Raw genomic sequence first — 16062 nt, forward strand, 5'->3', positions numbered from 1 at the left:
CATATTCCTCAGGCGTTGGAGCGCTCGACGAGCCGATCGAGCGCGGCAAGGGCGCGACCGCTGTCGATGGCATCGGCGGCGAGTGTCACCCCGTCCTTCAGCGTCGGTACACGATCGGCAATCATAAGGGCCGCTGCGACATTGAGCAGCACCGTGTCGCGGTAAGCGCCAGCGGCGCCATTGAGCAGCGCTCTCAGCGCCTGGGCGTTGTCTTCAGCCGAGCCTCCCCGTACCGCTTCTGGAGCGTGATGTGGCAGTCCGGCGTCGTCAGGTGTGACTTCGAAGGAATGTACCTTGCCGTTCTTCAGTTCCGCGACGTAGGTCGGACCTGACAGCGTCATCTCATCGAGGCCGTCGGAGCCGTGCACCACCCAGACCGCTTGGGAGCCGAGAGCGCCCAGCGTCTCAGCCACCGGCAACAGCCATTGGCGTGCAAAGACGCCCACCAGCTGTCGACGGACACCGGCGGGATTGGAGAGCGGACCGAGGATGTTGAAGATGGTGCGCGTGCCAAGTTCGACACGACTCGGCCCGACGTGCTTCATCGCCGAATGATGCACCGGCGCGAACATGAAGCCGACGCCCACCTCACGAATGCAGGCGGCGATGATTTCCGGCCCGATATCGATCTTCACGCCGAGCGCCATCAGCACGTCGGCCGCGCCGGATTTCGACGATAGCGCCCGGTTGCCGTGCTTGGCGATGGTGAGCCCGGCGCCAGCCGCCACGAAGGCCGAGGCAGTGGAGATATTGAGGCTGCCGGAAGCATCGCCGCCGGTGCCGACAATATCGACGGCATCCACCGGCGCTTCCACGGTCAGCATGCGCGAACGCATCGACGACACGGCGCCAGCGATCTCCTCGACCGTTTCGCCCCGCACCCGGAGTGCCATCAGGAAGCCGCCGATTTGCGACGGAGTCGCCTCGCCGGTCATCATGATGTCGAAGGCCGAGGTCGCCTCCTCCCGACTCAAGCTGGCACCAGACGCCACCTTGGCGATCAGGGTTTTGAAATCGGCCATCGCTCGTTCCCTACCCAGCATGAAATCTCCGGCAGATTGCAATGCAATGCCGGAGAGCGTTTCGGAAAATTCACGCCCACGCCGGATCTTCCGAGACGTGGAATGTGGAGCCCTGGCCTAAGGCCAGGTTCACATCAGTTGGCGCTGCCGGCACCGATCGCGGCGTTGAGCAGCGACTGGTTGACGGTGGTGCCGAACTCTTCCTGGGCCGCCCCAAGATACTGGCCAAAGAGCCCCTGCCCGACGGCTGTAGCGATCTTGTCGGCAATATCGACAGCCTCACCAGCGCCTTCCGGCATCGGCGGATTGACGACCTCGGCGACCGACAGCACGACACGCGTACCGTCCGGTCCTGGAATGGCGGCGACGTGCCCCTTCGGGCCGGCGAAAGCGGCATTGACGCCGTCGGCCCCAAGGCCGGCATCGCCCGCTTGGCGCGTCACGCCCGAAGCGGTCTCGACCTCCACCGACGCGGTCTTGGCAAGATCGTCGATCGGCGTACCCGCCTTCAGCGACTTCACCATATCCTCAGCCTTGGCCGTCAGGCGGACCTGCGCTTCGGCGTCGGTCCAGGCAACAATGGCCTTATCCTTCACCTCATCGAGCGTACGGTCGCGGCCCGGCGTCACCTTGGAGACATTGTACCAGATGAAGCCGCGGCTGACGGACAGCGGCTCGTTCTCGCCGCCCTCTTCGGCGGCAAAAGCCGCCTTCAGAAGTGCTGCCTGATCGGGCAGACCAGTAACCGGCTGGTCGTCGACGCCATTGCCTTCGGGGTCCACCTGGGCGGTCACCAGCTTCAGCTTGAAGCGGTTCGCCACTTCCTGAAGCGTCGCGCCGCCCGCCAGCGCATCTTCCACTTCGTCATGTATTTCCAACACGGAACGCTCGGCGGCCTTGGTGGCGATCGCTTTCCGGATCTCGGGCGCCACCTCGGCCAGCGTCTTCGTATGGGCCGGTTGAATTTCGGTGACGCGGAGCAGTACCGTGCCGAACGGCGACTTCACCGGCTCGCTCGGCGTATTGAGAGCGAGGCCAAATGCGGCGCCAGCCACCGCCGGATCGAGCACCTTGTCGCGCGGGAGAAGGCCAAGATCGACATCCTCAGGCTTGGAGCCGGCGTCCGTAATGAGCTGATCAAAGCTCGTACCGGCTTTGAGCTTGGCGGCAGCGGCGGCGGCCTCTTCCGGAGTTGCATAGAACAGCTGCTGGATGCGGCGCTGTTCGGGGGCGCCATACTGATCCTTGGTGCGCTCATATTCGCGCGACACTTGTTCGTCCGTCACCCCCGAGGGGTCGGCAACGGCGTCAGGCGTCAGAGCCAACGCCTCGATAGTGCGGAATTCCGGCGCCCGGAACTCGGCCTTATGCTCTTCATACCACTTGGCGAGCACGTCGTCGGCCGGCTTGCCGATCGGCTCCACCTGGGCGCGGGCCAGCGTGACATAGCGAATGTCGCGCGCCTCGTTCTGGTAGCGATAGATAGCGGCGACCATGGTTTTCGGAACTGTCAGACCACCGACGAGGCCGAGCGACAGCTGGCGGCTTAGTTCTTCCTTGCGCCGCTGGGCGATGAACATCGGCTCGTTGAGGTTGTTTTGATTGAGAAGCTGGGCCAAATAGTCGCGATTGAAGGTCTGGGCGCCCGGAGCTCTCAACTGCGGGTCGTTGGCGATGCCCTGCGCGAGGCGATCGTCGGACACGCCAAGGCCAACGGCGGCAGCCATGTCGGCCACGGTGGCGTCGGCCATCAGCGTGCCGAGCGTCTGTTGTGGCAGACCAATGGAGCGAGCCATATCGGGCGTCAGCGCCTGGCCGATCTGGCGGGCCACCGCTTGCGACTGCCGCTGATAGGCACGCTGGAATTCGCCGAGCGTAATCGAGGTGTTACCTACCGTCGCGAGCGTGTCGGAATGCGAAGCTCCGAGGCGGGAGCCGACGCCCCAACCGATGAAGGACAGCGTCAGGAGGCCCAGAAAAATCTTCGCGGGAAGCGTGTTCGCCCCGCGGCGCATTGAATCAAGCATTGTGTCGTCCGTCTCGGGGGCGCGCGCGCCCATCCATCCCAGTCACGCCACCGGTCTCGCAGGGACCGCTTCGGCGCGCGGGATCATAGGGGCGGCGGCCTCATGCCGCAAGCGCCGGTTTTGCCTGATAAAGTGCCGAAATCCGGCCTCGGACACCCTGCTCGGTCGCGACCTTGTCACGCATATCCACATCTGGGACGACGCACGGCAGGCGACACTCACGATCGCACGGGCAATGGCAGGCCCGCCCAAGAGAATCGGCCGGCATTCCGGATCGCTCCATTCGACGAGCGTTTCGTGGGGTTTCGTAGTCAATAGCCCTTGCTAGCGTTTTGCATCTGCCGGATATAAATGCGCTTGCGGGTTTTCGCCTACACGATCATCTTCCAGGCCGTTTCGAGGATTCAGGCCGGCCCCGGTTCGGGATGATCCACGCCCACGCAACGCATATCGAAGGAACGAGAGCATGTCGGTCAAGCCGCTGGTTGCCGGAAACTGGAAAATGAACGGCCTCAAGGCCTCTGTTGCCGAATTCGAGGCCATTGCCGCTGGCTATGATGCCGCCCTCAAGGCCAAGGCCGAGCTCGCTATCTGCCCGCCCTTCACCCTCGTCGCCACCCTTGCTCAGAAGGGCCTGCTGCCGGTTGGCGGCCAGGACTGCCACGCCAAGGTTTCCGGTGCCCACACCGGCGACACCTCGGCCGAGATGCTGAAGGATGCCGGCGCCACCTACGTCATCGTCGGCCACTCCGAGCGCCGCACCGACCACGCTGAGACCGACGCCGTCGTCAAGGCCAAGACCGAAGCCGCCTGGCGCGCCGGCCTGATCGCCATCGTCTGCGTCGGCGAGACCCATGCCGAGCGCACCGGCGGCAAGACGCTCGACGTCGTCGGCACCCAGGTCGCCGGTTCGCTGCCCGACGGCACGACGGCTGCCAATACCGTCATCGCCTACGAGCCAGTGTGGGCCATCGGCACCGGCCTGACGCCGACCGCCGCCGACGTTAAGGAAGTGCACAACTTCATCCGCAAGGAACTGGTCCGCCGCTTCGGCGCCGACGCCAACGGCATCCGCATTCTCTATGGCGGTTCGGTGAAGCCGTCCAACGCCGCCGAGCTGATGGCCGTTGAGAACGTCAATGGCGCCCTCGTCGGTGGCGCCTCGCTGAAGGCCACCGATTTCCTTGGCATTGCCGCCGCTTACAAGTAATACTAGCGGCTCCGGCGCATTCCTCATCCGAGGACGCGCCGGAGCCGCTGTTTCAGTACCGCCAGGAGGGCGGGCCGCCACCCCTCTCCAGCTCTTCCCGAGAACAGGAAGAGAGCTTGTCGAGACGACACGCTGCTGCCATCAGGCGCGGCTTTTCGGATCGATGGTCGGTCTCGCCGGAGCGCGAGCGGCGCCGTCTTCCTCGCCGGAGGACGGAGAGGGGTCATCTAGCGAATAGGTGGAAAGACCGATAAGAGGTCTTCCCGCCGGCCGTAGGCCACTCGCATAGGACCACGCCCCATGACTTTCGACACCGTCCTTAGAAACGGCACTGTCGTCAACCACGACGGCATCGGCGAGCGCGACATCGGCCTCCGCGAGGGCCGTATTGCCGAGATTGGTGATCTCTCCCGCGTCTCAGCCGGCGAGACGATCGATTGCGCCGGCCTCACCATCCTGCCCGGCGTCGTCGACAGCCAGGTGCACTTTCGCGAACCCGGCGCCACCCACAAGGAAGACCTGGAAACCGGCTCCCGCGCCGCCGTCATGGGCGGGGTGACCGCCGTGTTCGAGATGCCCAACACCAACCCGCTGACCACCGGCGCGGAGCGTCTTGCGGACAAGGTGGCGGCCGGCACCCATCGCATGCATTGCGACTTCGCCTTTTGGGTGGGCGGCACGCATGGCAACGTGCGCGACATCCCCGAGCTCGAACGGCTACCGGGCGCTGCCGGCATCAAGGTGTTCATGGGTTCCTCGACCGGCGACCTTCTGGTTGCCGATGACGAGGGCGTCGCCGCCATTCTCGGTGCCACGCGCCGCCGCGCCGCGTTCCATTCCGAGGATGAGGCGCGGCTCAACGAGCGCAAGCCGTTGCGCATCGCCGGCGATCCGTCGAGCCATCCCGTCTGGCGCGACGTGGAGGCAGCGCTGAAATCGACCGAGCGGCTCGTCCGTATCGCCCGCGACAAGGGCGCCCGCATCCACGTGCTGCACATCTCCACCGGCGACGAGATGGATTTTCTCAAGGATCACAAGGATGTCGCGACGGTCGAGGTCACGCCGCATCATCTGACGCTGACCGAAGCCGACCACCAACGGCTCGGCACCCTCGTTCAGATGAACCCGCCGGTGCGCTCGGCCGCCCATCGCGACCGCATCTGGCGGGGCCTGACGCAGGGCATCGCCGATGTGCTCGGTTCCGACCACGCGCCACACACCCTCGAGGAAAAGGCAAAGCCCTACCCGGACAGCCCTTCCGGCATGACCGGCGTGCAGACGCTTGTGCCGATCATGCTCGATCACGTCAACGCCGGACGGCTGACGCTGCAACGCTTCGTCGACCTCAGTTCGGCCGGGCCGGCGCGTATCTTCGGAATGGCGCGGAAGGGGCGCATCGCCGTCGGCTACGACGCCGACCTCACCATCGTCGACATGAAGCGCCGCGAAACCATCCGCAACAGCTGGATTGCCTCGCGCTGCGGCTGGACGCCTTACGACGGCGTGGAGGTCACCGGCTGGCCGGTCGGCACCATCGTGCGCGGCCGAAGAGTGATGTGGGAGGGCGATCTTGCAACACCCTCCACCGGTGAGCCGATCCGCTTCGTCGAAGCGCTGTCGAGAGAAGCCTGACATGACCTCCCCTCTCAGCCATCTCGATGAAAAGGGCGCCGCCCACATGGTCGACGTCAGTGACAAGGCGACCACCGCCCGTACGGCCATAGCCGCCGGCAAAGTGGTGATGAAGGCCGAAACGCTGGCGCTCATTCTCGACGGACGGGTACCCAAGGGCGACGTTATCGCCACCGCTCGTCTTGCCGGCATCATGGCCGCCAAGAAAACGTCCGACCTTATCCCGCTGTGCCATCCCCTACCGATCAGCAAGGCGGCGATCGACATTTCGCCGGACCCGACGCTGCCGGGCCTCGACATTACCGCCATCGTCCGTTGCTCCGGCAATACCGGTGTGGAGATGGAGGCGTTGACCGCCGTTTCCGTCGCCTGCCTTACCGTCTACGACATGGTGAAGGCGGCCGAGAAGGGCGTGCGCATCGAGGCCATCCGCCTTCTCGAAAAGGATGGCGGCAAATCGGGGCGCTGGCTGGCCGATAAGTGAACCGGTGAAGCGGATCAGTCGCTGATACTGACAGCGGTAAGCACCGGATATATCCGCGCCGCCGCTCCGGGCTTTTCCGCGCGTCGGTATTTGTCGAGAAGTAGGCCACTTCTCACTTGATGCTCGGCCTCAGGCCAACGCCTCCTCAGTGAGGCGATCTCGAGCTGTTGCCGGTGTGGGCGGTGGCTTTAAATCGCTTTCCACCCGGTTGCGTCCACGCTCCTTGGCGGCATAGAGGGCGAGGTCGGCACGTGCGAGCGTTTCCTGCATGTTCCCGCCCGAAAGCGCCAGCGCAAAGCCGATGCTGACAGTGAGCCGACCGTACCTCGAATCCGGGTGAAGAATATCCAGATCCTCGATTGAGCAGCGTAACGCATCGAGACGCCTGGTGATGCTTTCAACGCTCGTATCGGACAGAATGAAGGTGAACTCCTCGCCGCCGTAGCGCGCAGCCATCTCTTCACCCGACGGCGCAAAACTCCTCAGCGTTTCGCCAACCATCTGGAGCACCGAGTCTCCGGTACCGTGGCCGAACCGATCATTGAATAGTTTGAAATGATCGATGTCGATCATGGCAACGGAGCATTCGACGCCGTCGCTTTGGAGGCGCTCGTCGCAGCGCTCAAGATGGATTTCGAGGGCACGCCGATTGGCAAGGCCGGTCAACGGATCGGTAAAGCTTACGCTTTCGAGCTTCTCGACCATCATGTTCAGTGCCGAGGACAGGATTGTGAACTCGGGAAATGGCGACCGAACAGCCATGCTATGGCACTGATCGCCAGCGGTAATGCGGCTCGCGAAATCGGTCATTCGGCGTAGGCTTCGCAGGATCAGAAGCTCCAAAGCGGCGAGAACGAACGCGGCGATGAGCAGTGTTTCCAGGCAAACCAATGCCACCGCGGCAACCATTTCACGATGTGCGACAGTGTAGATCTGACCAATCGGGACGGCAAAGACGAGACGCCCGGCCGCCATCGGCAGCTTCATGACGGCAACTAGGCTTGAGTTCTGGTCATGAGTATCCGAAGGAATGATCCCAGTGCTCATCGCTCGTGCCCGGCCGAGCGTTTGTTCGTCAAAGAGAGGTACATTCTTGTCGAAGACGACCTTGTCCAGAACTTCGCCTTGCCCATCCATAAGGGCCGCCTCGGCGACCTGAAGCTGAAATTGTTCGAAAGTCTGCTGCTTCATGGACGCGACGTCGAGCGTTACGAGTACGACGAAAGCCACTTTCCCTTCAAAGCGAACGGCGCGCGCCGAAACGACAGTGATCTGATTATTCACCTTGCTGATCTGTAGATCGCCCCAAGCGATTCCAATAGAATCGAGACTCTCTCTAAAATACTTACGCTCAGAAAACGAAAGACCGACCGCTTTATCTTCAGACCCACAATAAGCAAGACCCTGTGGGGATAGCAACGCCACAGCTTTTACATGCTTGTGGGTCCCGACAATCTTTCGCAGAGTTTGGCTGCACTGCTCAGGTGAGCTGGAGCGCAGGGAGTCGATCAGCGCAACTGTCGCGGACAGATTTTCAAGCTCAACCTTTGCGCCGACGAATATATCTTCGGTGCGCGCCAACGAAAGCCGCACGCTCTGCTCCGCCGTCGCGAGAGCCATATGCATGTTCTTTTCGGCCACTAAAATTTGGCTTACCAGGAACGGCGCCAGACTGAAGCCGATCAGCGCAAATATGGCTAGCCGTATCCGCATATCTCGCTACATCGCTCCAAACAAAACGGCCTGCTGGGCAACAGAAGGCGGAGACTATCTTAGCCCTGCCGGGTAAATAATTTATCGTCAACAGTATTTAACACTCGCAATCATTCTCCAAATTCCCGTGGAAATTGCAAAAAATCGACCTATTGGGCGAAAGTAAAAATCCTAATGTCTAGAATGATGCTGCGCTGCATCGTTCAGGAGGCTCAATTCCGACCTCTGCGTAATTCCCCTCTCTCTCGGATTTTTCTCACGATGGCGTAACCCGGTCCAGTCGGACTGGCACCTGCGAAAGAGCCACTCATTTCCAATCGATCCATCACATTTTTGGTTCGCGTTGTCTCACCCTCCGAATCGTGATGGTTTTCGTCGCCGCGTAGCTTATTCGACGTGAAAGTCATGTTTCAGACACCCCTTCCCGACGACCCTGCTTGTTGCCTTGTAGAGCGACTGGATCTCTCTCCCTTAGGCAGCGGTCCGTTGGACGGGACGACCTTCACCGTGAAGGACAACATCGACATTGCACGGCTGAGGACCTCCTACGGCAGCCCGGCATGGAGAGATGCCCATCCGGCACCGGTGCATAACGCTGTCTGCGTCGATCAGTTGCTCGCCGCCGGTGCGCGTTGTGTGGGCAAGGCCATTGCGGACGAATTCACCTATAGCCTTGATGGCGAAAACCAATTTCTCGGAACGCCGCGCAACGCGAAAGCGCCGGAGCGAATTCCAGGCGGCTCTTCGAGCGGATCAGCCGCCTCGGTCGCCAATGGACTCGCGGACTTTTCGATTGGTACGGATTCAGGGGGATCCGTTCGCGTTCCGGCAAGTTTGTGTGGAATCTGGGGCATGCGCCCCTCGCTGCACCGGATATCAGAGGCCGGAGTGCTGCCCTTCATGCCAAGCGTAAGCACTGTTGGTGTTCTGGCAGCGCGGTTTGAGCATTTGAATGCCGCCGCTCGCGTCATGTTGCATAGCGGTCCAAAGACAGGGGTGCCTTTGCGGCGTCTCCTGCTTCTGACCGATGCGCTGGAAGTCGCGAACAAAGCCGTGCAGGACCAGGTCTGCTCAGCTCTTCAGCGAATTTCCCACGATGTCGGCATCTCATTGGAAACAATCCATTTTTCGAAAATCGTTAGCGAGGATATCCCGCTGAGCGACTGCAACGTGAAGGCGCTCCGCAACCTGCAATCCGCCGAGTTTGAAAGCACAGTCGGCAACTGGATCGAGACGGCCAAGCCAGAGCTTGGCATCGCTTTCTCCATGGCCTATGGCAATGTGCAACGCTTTGACCGTATTGCGGCAATGGACAGTCTTGCGCGCTGCGAACGGCTCTTTGAGAAGATCAACGCCTACCTCGTACCGGGCACCGTCATCTGCTTTCCGACGACACCTGTCATCGCGCCTCTGAAGGGAACGTTGACGAACCTGGATGCCGTGTTGGATTTCTACGACCGAACAATGACCATTACCGCCTTCTCCGGTGTGGCGCGTTTGCCAGAAATCACAGCTCCGCTGCTGACCGTTGACGATTGCCCGGTCGGCCTGTCCTTTGCCTCAGGGCACTATCAGGATGAATTCTTGCTGGAAGCCGTAGGACGCATGCTGAACTGACGGACTGAGGTCAAATCGTGGTCGTCGTTCGCGTCTGTATAGCTATCCGGTAGAACCACAACGTTCGCGCAGGCTGCTCCGCTCTCAGCGCCTCTCCCTTGCGCTTCCCCCTCCCCCCGCCTATGTTCGCACCGTCTCAAGGGGGTGTCCGGTTCGCCGGACTGAGAGGAGCGATCCAACCCCACGAACCTGATCCGGATCATGCCGGCGGAGGGATTGAGGCGAGCGGCCCGGCCTGTCCGGCAGCCACACGTCTTCTTGTCCGCGGGCGATCGTCGTCGAAGGAGCCCGCGATGACCACCCTGACGCTTGCCGACGTTCATGCCCTTCATGAGAAGGTACGCACCGAACGACCACTCGTGCACAACATCACCAATTTCGTGGCGATGAATATCGCCGCCAACGTGCTGCTCGCCGCCGGCGCCTCGCCGGCCATGGTGCACTCGATGGACGAGGTCGAGGATTTCGGCCGTATCGCCCGCGCGCTGACGCTCAACATCGGCACGCTGTCGTCCGACTGGATCGCCGGCATGAAGCTGGCGGCCAGCGTCTACAAGGCAGCCGGCAAACCCATCGTATTCGATCCTGTCGCCGTTGGTGCGACCCGTCTCCGCAATACGGCCGCTGCCGACCTTGTCGCCATGGGACCGACTGTCATTCGTGGCAATGCTTCGGAAATCATGGCGCTTTCGGGTGTTGCCAGCGTCGCCTCGAAGGGCGTCGACAGCTCGGCGAGCTCCAATGCCGCGCTCGACAGCGCCATCGCGCTTGCCCGCTCGAGTGGGGCGGTTGTCGCGGTGACCGGCGAGACCGACTATGTCACCGATGGGACGCGCACCGTCGCCATCGATGGCGGCCATGAACTGATGCCGCTCTCGACAGCCCTCGGCTGCTCGCTGACCGTCCTCGTCGGCGCCTTCGTCGCCGTTGCGCCGGCCTTCGAGGGCACGGTGGCAGCGCTTGCCATCTATGCCGCGGCCGGCGCCATCGCCGGCAAGCGGGTGAAAGGCCCCGGCTTCCTGCCCCAGGAACTGTGCGATGCGCTTTACGCGCTGGATCTTAACGGTCTCCAGGCCAACGCGGCGATACGGGCCGTCTGAGCTTGGACTACTCGGCCGCCACCTTCTTCGGCGGCGTGAGGGGTTCAGGTACCGGCCGCGTCGTCAGATTTTCGCGGCCGGCCATGATGCCGCCCTGCACCTGGGCCAATAGCCGCTCCGCGTCGAGGCGGCGGATGGTGGCAAGAGCCTCCTCCGTCCGCTCCTCGCTGCAACCGAGTGCCCGCAGGCCCTCGGCACCCATATGCAGAGCCGCATCGAAAGTCTCGCGCACCGCGAGGTCGACTCCGGCGCGGATCAGTTCGATCGAGTGGATGCGGTCGTAGGACCGGACCAGCAATCGCGCCAGCGGGAAATTGGCCTTGACCAATTCGGCGATCCGGTTCGCCGCCTTGCGGTCGTCGACACAGACCATGATCACTTCCGCCTCGGCCGCGCCGGAATGCTGGAGCGTGTCGAGCCGGGTGCCATCGCCATAGAAGATGCGGAAGCCGAACCGCCCCGCCTCGCGAATGCGGTCGGGATCGTTCTCGATCATCGACACGTCGACACCGCGCGATAGCAGCAGCTGCGCGGCGACCTGGCCGAAGCGGCCGAAGCCGATCAGCAACACGCTACCGCGAAGATCACGCGCTTCCTCGACACCATCGAGCGACTTTTCCTCTTCGCGACGGAAGTGGCCCGAGATGGCAAGGACCAGCGGTGTCAGCGCCATCGAGAGGATGATCACCGTGGCGAATAAGGCAGCGTCACTAGTCGGAATGACGCCGCCGCTCGCCGCCGCCGTGTAAAGCACGAAGGCGAACTCGCCACCTTGGGCGAACATCAGGGCGCGGCGAGAGGCCAAGCGATGGTTGGAGCCGAACAGGCGCGCCACCACATAGATGCCGATCCCCTTCACCACGGCAAAGGCGAAGAGAAGACCGATCAGCAGCGGCCAGCGTTCCACGACCACCCGGATATCGAGCGACATGCCGACCGCGAGAAAGAACAGGCCCATCAACAGCCCCTTGAAGGGCTCGACATCGGCTTCGACTTGATGACGGTAGCTCGAACCCGACAGCATGACGCCGGCGAGAAATGTGCCCATCGCCATAGACAGGCCGACCGCTTCCATCAGCAAGGCCGCGCCCAGCACGACCAACAACGCACCGGCGGTCAGCACTTCACGAGTACGGGCGCGAGCAAGCAGGCCGAAGAATGGATCGATAAGATAGCGGCCGGCCAGTAGCAGCGCCGCCACAGCCGCAACACCGAGCCCCACTCCAATCCAGCCATTGCCGCCATGACCATCGGGTGGCGCCAGCCAAGCCACCAGGGCAAGAAGCGGCACGATGGAGAGATCCTCGAACAGCAGGATCGAAACGGCTTTCTGCCCGTCGACACTCGCCAGCTCGCCTCGCTCCTGCAGCAGCGACATGATAACCGCCGTGGACGACAGAACGAAGCCGGCGCCGGCAATGAAAGCCGGAATAAATGGTAGTCCGAACGCCAAGAAGGCAACAGACGTCAGCAGGCCGATACAGACGACCACCTGTGCGAGGCCAAGCCCAAAGATCTGGACACGCATTGCCCAGAGTTTTTGCGGCCTCAGCTCCAGTCCGATCAGGAACAGGAACATGACGACGCCGAGTTCCGACACGTGCAGCATGGCGGCCGGATCGGAAAACAGGCCAAAGGCCGAGGGGCCGACCAAGGCGCCGGCCGCGAAATAACCCAGCACCGAGCCAAGACCGAGCCGGCGGAACAGCGGCACTGCCAGCACACCGGCCGAAAGAAGCACCACCACCGGGCCAATCGTCGCCCCGAGCCCCGCCGCCGCCATACCACACCTCGCCTCAGTATTTTCCCGAGTGTGGTCCGAACCAACCCGACACGCAAGCCGCGTCAGGCGAGGCGCTTTTGCTTAACCCGTTCCACGGCTACGGCGAGTGTTGAGTAAGCGAGGCAGAGGCCGAGTTGGATCAGGATCGTCGTCTCGACAGACCGGACGTCGGCGCCCATTTGGTTGACGCGCACCAGAGCCGGTACCGCCGTCGTCGAGGGAATGATGAAGGCGACGGCATGCAGCAGTCTCGGCATGGCCTCGGCCGGCCAGGAGACACCCGACAGGAAAAACAGGGGCATGCCGAGCACCACCAAGAAGAAGATGACGCCTTCCTTGGTGGGGATCAGCCGGGCAACTGCGATACCCATCGCTGTGACGGCGCATAGAAATGGTACGACCACCGCATACATGACGGCGACGTCGCCGATGCGGGGTAGTCGATAAACCCAGGGCAGCAGCACCAGCACGACCCCAGCCCACAGGCTATAGAGACCGACGTAGACGATCGCATCGGCCAAGGTGGAAAAGGCTCCGAGGGAGCGGCGACCGGCTTTGAGATTGCCGATGCCCATCAGCAACGTCTGCTGCAGGATCAGCACGAAGACGGCCGGCAGCACAAAGCTCGCATAGCCGCCGGTTGGGTTGAACAGCGGTACGGTGGTAACGCGCAGCGGCTCGACGATGGCCATGGCTGAGGCCATGTCGGTGCCTGAGGCTGTGAGCCTTCCGACCTGGACCTCGGCGCCGAGGCTGCGCGTCGCATTGGACAGCGCCGACGACATCACCGAATTCAGCAAGAAGTATCCACCGTCGGAAAAGGCGGCGATCGGCGCCGCGCGACCGGCCAAGAGATCGTGCTCGAACTTCGGCGGCACGACGACGATGCCGTAGACCTCGCGTTTCAGGAAGAGGGCGCGGGCCGACGGCATGTCGGGTGCGTAGCGGGCGACGGCGACAGCATCGGCGGCATCGATGCGGCGGATCAATTCGCGGCTCAGCGTCGATCCGTCCTGATCGATGATGGCCACCGGCATGTCGCGCACCACCTCGGAAAGGTAGGGCTGCGGAAAGAAGACGGAAAAGAACAGCGTCGCGCCCAGCATGGTCGACCTGGCACCTTTATCGGCCCAGATGGCCATGATCGCGATGACGATCTCGTGGAAGAAGGCAGCAATCATCTGCCGGCCTCCACAGCGATGGCAGGCCGTGGTCGCCCGTGACGCCAGAGGAGGAGAAGCGTCACTCCACCATAGGCCAGTGCCAGCGTCGCCAGCGAAACAAAAGCTGGCAGGGAGATGTCGAACGATGCGCCACGCAGGATGTTGTCGGTGCGAAGCTCGAGATAGTGCGTCACCGGCAGGAGGTCGGCCCAGACGGTGGAAAAGCCGTTCATGGAAAGGCGCGGGAAGGTGATGCCGGTAAAGCCGAAGGCCGGCCCGGTGATGACGCCGATGGCGGCGAGCGCCGACACCGTGTCGCGAGCTATAAGCGCCGCCGCCGCGCCAAGCATCTGCGAGGCAAGCACGAAGACCAGACCATAGGCGACGTGAAAGGCGAGATTGCCGCCAAAGCGCGCGCCCATCGGTCCGAACAGCAGCGCATCGGCGCCCCACAGCACGAGAAGATAGGTCAGCGTATAGGGTGCGAGCTTGCCGGTTGCCGTTCTCATGAGCGTGCCGCCGAGCCGAAGCGACCGGCCCAAACCAGCAACGCCTTGCCGGTCACGGGAGAAAGACAGGGCGGCGCTGGCGCCAATGAAAATCTGCAGCACTGTTGGCATGACGGCCGCCAGCAGAAACTGGACGTATTCGAGACTGGGGTTGAACAGCGCACTCTGCCTTACAGGCACCGGCGTTACCGCCTGCGTGGCGCTTTCAACATCGGCACCACGGGCAACGCGCGCCTCGATCGAAATGCCGGCCGCAACCGTGCCCAGGGCACCGCCGACGGAACGGGCAACCAGGCTGCCCGGCGTCATATACTGATTGTTGTAGAACAGCACGACCTCGGGCCGTCGACCAGCCAGTACGTCGCGCTCCGTGCGGGCCGGGATCAGCACCACGGCGTAGGCCTCGCCAGAGAGAAGAAGCTGGCGCCCCTCGCTAAGCGAACTCGCCTCATGGGCGACCGCCACCTCCGGGGTTGCATCGACGATGCGCACCATTTGTCGCGATAGCGTCGAGCGGTCTTGGTCGACGACGGCAATGGGCAGATCGCGCGGCAGACCGAGCTGGAACACCGCCGCCAGGAGTGCAAACAGCAGAAGCGGAAACGGCGCCAGCATGAACATCAGTCCAGGACGCGCGCCGATCTGCCGCAACTCGGCGAGAAGAGCCCGCCGGAAGCCGGCCTTAAGATGGGCTCGCTGCGCCATGGCTCAGCGTTCCATGAGCCGAGGCCCTGACCAGTCGATCAGCCCGCTCATACCGGGACGCAGCCCCTCGACCGGGCCGTCGGGCCGCGCCCTCACCTCGAAGGTACGAAGATCGAAATCGCCGGTCGCCTTGGTGGCGCGCCAGTTGGCGTAAGAGCCTTGCGCGTTGATGACTGTTACGCGGGTGTCGATTTCGCGGCCACCCAGTGCCGGCACGCGTACCTTCAGCCGGTTCCCGACCACAAGGCCATTCAGCAAATCCTCCCGGACGTTGAAAGTGAACCAGGCATGATCGACGTCAACGATGGAGACGAGCGGTGTGCCGGCGCCGAATAGCTCGCCGATTTCGGCGGTGCGGGCCGTCACCTCGCCCGCTAGCGGCGCCTTCACCGTGAGTTCGGCAAGGTCGGTCTCGATCTGGGCGACGGCGGCTGCTGCCTGTTCGACCTGCGCCACTGCGACCGCCTTCTGCTCGGAACTGTTGCCCTTGATGGCGAGCTGGAGATTGGCTTCGGCTGCAGCACGAGCCTTCAGGGCAGCGTTGAGCTTGTTGGACGCCTCGTCGAGCACCTGTTCGGAGGCAAAGGAGCGTTCCTGCAACTGGCTGACGCGGTCGTAGGTCTTCTGCGCCAACAGCACGTCGGCTTCGGCCTTCTCCCGCTCGGCCTGGCGGGCGTCGATCGTCTCCTGTCGCGTCGAAAAGGCCAGATCACGGTTCGATCGGGCGACGGCGAGAGTCGCCTTCGATGTGTCGAGTCCGGCCCGAAGCGCTGGACTGTCGAGTTCGATCACCAGATCGCCCTGAGCCACCCGGTCGCCCATGTCGACCGGTGTCCTGAGAACCCGACCGGCAACACGGGCGGCGAGATCGACACGCGTCGCCTCCACCTCGCCCTGCAGCATCAGCGGTTCCGGATGATCGACTGCCCAAACAACGGAAAGACCGAGGCCGGCAGCCGCCAGTCCGGCGATAACGAGAGGACGCCAAGCGGACACGGATTTCATCCTTACGTATCGAAGCCGGCTCGAAATCCGATTCAGCTTGCGATAATTTGGAAAATCATTGTTTTCTTTATTTCCGGAAGCCACCTTGTGTC

At 62.9% G+C, this 16062-nt stretch carries 12 protein-coding genes and 1 riboswitch; of the genes, 5 read left to right on the plus strand and 7 right to left on the minus strand.

Going from position 1 to position 16062, the window contains the following annotated elements:
* Positions 1-8: 8 nt before the first annotated feature.
* Both trpD and G522_RS25065 read right to left on the minus strand, forming a co-directional pair.
* Entirely contained in the window at positions 9-1022 is a 1014-nt protein-coding gene (trpD, locus tag G522_RS0101730) for an anthranilate phosphoribosyltransferase (protein ID WP_026789580.1), read from the minus strand.
* 134 nt (positions 1023-1156) lie between these two features.
* Complete coding sequence (locus G522_RS25065; RefSeq protein ID WP_169453451.1) at positions 1157-3049, minus strand: peptidylprolyl isomerase; 1893 nt, start codon at positions 3047-3049, stop codon at positions 1157-1159.
* Between the two features lie 466 nt (positions 3050-3515).
* On the opposite strand from G522_RS25065, the gene tpiA reads away from it, so the two are divergent.
* The 3 genes from tpiA to moaC all read left to right on the plus strand — a co-directional run bounded on the left by tpiA (position 3516) and on the right by moaC (position 6375).
* Positions 3516-4259 (plus strand): triose-phosphate isomerase, encoded by a 744-nt coding sequence (gene tpiA / locus G522_RS0101740; protein WP_026789581.1) that lies wholly within the window; start codon positions 3516-3518, stop codon positions 4257-4259.
* Positions 4260-4559: 300 nt separating this feature from the next.
* Positions 4560-5891: a dihydroorotase gene (locus G522_RS0101745; RefSeq protein ID WP_036837586.1), complete on the plus strand. Its 1332-nt coding sequence runs from the start codon at positions 4560-4562 to the stop codon at positions 5889-5891.
* Between the two features lies 1 nt (position 5892).
* Positions 5893-6375 carry a cyclic pyranopterin monophosphate synthase MoaC gene (gene moaC, locus G522_RS0101750; protein WP_026789583.1) on the plus strand — a complete coding sequence of 161 codons (483 nt, stop codon included), beginning with the start codon at positions 5893-5895 and terminating at the stop codon, positions 6373-6375.
* Between the two features lie 129 nt (positions 6376-6504).
* On the opposite strand, the gene G522_RS0101755 is transcribed toward moaC, so the two are convergent.
* Positions 6505-8088 carry a diguanylate cyclase gene (locus G522_RS0101755; RefSeq protein WP_026789584.1) on the minus strand — a complete coding sequence of 528 codons (1584 nt, stop codon included), beginning with the start codon at positions 8086-8088 and terminating at the stop codon, positions 6505-6507.
* 405 nt (positions 8089-8493) lie between these two features.
* Between G522_RS0101755 and G522_RS25070 the strand changes: the two genes are divergently transcribed.
* Positions 8494-9705, plus strand: coding sequence for an amidase family protein (locus G522_RS25070; RefSeq protein WP_051228055.1), 1212 nt, complete (start codon positions 8494-8496; stop codon positions 9703-9705).
* Positions 9706-9835: 130 nt separating this feature from the next.
* Positions 9836-9938, plus strand: a riboswitch (TPP riboswitch).
* Positions 9939-9998: 60 nt separating this feature from the next.
* Complete coding sequence (gene thiM / locus G522_RS25075) at positions 9999-10805, plus strand: hydroxyethylthiazole kinase (RefSeq protein ID WP_051228058.1); 807 nt, start codon at positions 9999-10001, stop codon at positions 10803-10805.
* Positions 10806-10812: 7 nt separating this feature from the next.
* Here the strand turns inward: thiM and G522_RS0101770 are convergent, their stop codons facing one another.
* The 4 genes from G522_RS0101770 to G522_RS0101785 form a co-directional block, all read right to left on the minus strand.
* A complete protein-coding gene (locus tag G522_RS0101770; protein ID WP_026789585.1) occupies positions 10813-12588 on the minus strand; it encodes a monovalent cation:proton antiporter-2 (CPA2) family protein in 1776 nt (591 codons plus the stop codon).
* A 62-nt stretch (positions 12589-12650) separates the two neighbouring features.
* The gene (locus G522_RS0101775) at positions 12651-13769 is read right to left on the minus strand and encodes an ABC transporter permease (RefSeq protein ID WP_026789586.1); all 1119 of its coding nucleotides are present in this window, start codon (positions 13767-13769) and stop codon (positions 12651-12653) included.
* Complete coding sequence (locus G522_RS25080; protein WP_051228061.1) at positions 13766-14965, minus strand: ABC transporter permease; 1200 nt, start codon at positions 14963-14965, stop codon at positions 13766-13768. Before G522_RS25080 ends, G522_RS0101775 begins: the two co-directional genes overlap by 4 nt.
* Before the next feature lie 3 nt (positions 14966-14968).
* Positions 14969-15961, minus strand: a complete 993-nt coding sequence (locus G522_RS0101785; RefSeq protein WP_245586569.1) for an HlyD family secretion protein — start codon at positions 15959-15961, stop codon at positions 14969-14971.
* Between the last annotated feature and the right edge of the window lie 101 nt (positions 15962-16062).

The sequence above is a fragment of the Pleomorphomonas oryzae DSM 16300 genome (genome assembly GCF_000422965.1).
Lineage (GTDB): Bacteria > Pseudomonadota > Alphaproteobacteria > Rhizobiales > Pleomorphomonadaceae > Pleomorphomonas > Pleomorphomonas oryzae.

Coding starts and splice junctions, on each gene's coding strand:
- trpD (WP_026789580.1), bottom strand. CDS start 1,022: ATGGCCGATTTCAAAACCCTGATCGCCAAGGTGGCGTCTGGTGCCAGC.
- G522_RS25065 (WP_169453451.1), bottom strand. CDS start 3,049: ATGCTTGATTCAATGCGCCGCGGGGCGAACACGCTTCCCGCGAAGATT.
- tpiA (WP_026789581.1), top strand. CDS start 3,516: ATGTCGGTCAAGCCGCTGGTTGCCGGAAACTGGAAAATGAACGGCCTC.
- G522_RS0101745 (WP_036837586.1), top strand. CDS start 4,560: ATGACTTTCGACACCGTCCTTAGAAACGGCACTGTCGTCAACCACGAC.
- moaC (WP_026789583.1), top strand. CDS start 5,893: ATGACCTCCCCTCTCAGCCATCTCGATGAAAAGGGCGCCGCCCACATG.
- G522_RS0101755 (WP_026789584.1), bottom strand. CDS start 8,088: ATGCGGATACGGCTAGCCATATTTGCGCTGATCGGCTTCAGTCTGGCG.
- G522_RS25070 (WP_051228055.1), top strand. CDS start 8,494: ATGTTTCAGACACCCCTTCCCGACGACCCTGCTTGTTGCCTTGTAGAG.
- thiM (WP_051228058.1), top strand. CDS start 9,999: ATGACCACCCTGACGCTTGCCGACGTTCATGCCCTTCATGAGAAGGTA.
- G522_RS0101770 (WP_026789585.1), bottom strand. CDS start 12,588: ATGGCGGCGGCGGGGCTCGGGGCGACGATTGGCCCGGTGGTGGTGCTT.
- G522_RS0101775 (WP_026789586.1), bottom strand. CDS start 13,769: ATGATTGCTGCCTTCTTCCACGAGATCGTCATCGCGATCATGGCCATC.
- G522_RS25080 (WP_051228061.1), bottom strand. CDS start 14,965: ATGGCGCAGCGAGCCCATCTTAAGGCCGGCTTCCGGCGGGCTCTTCTC.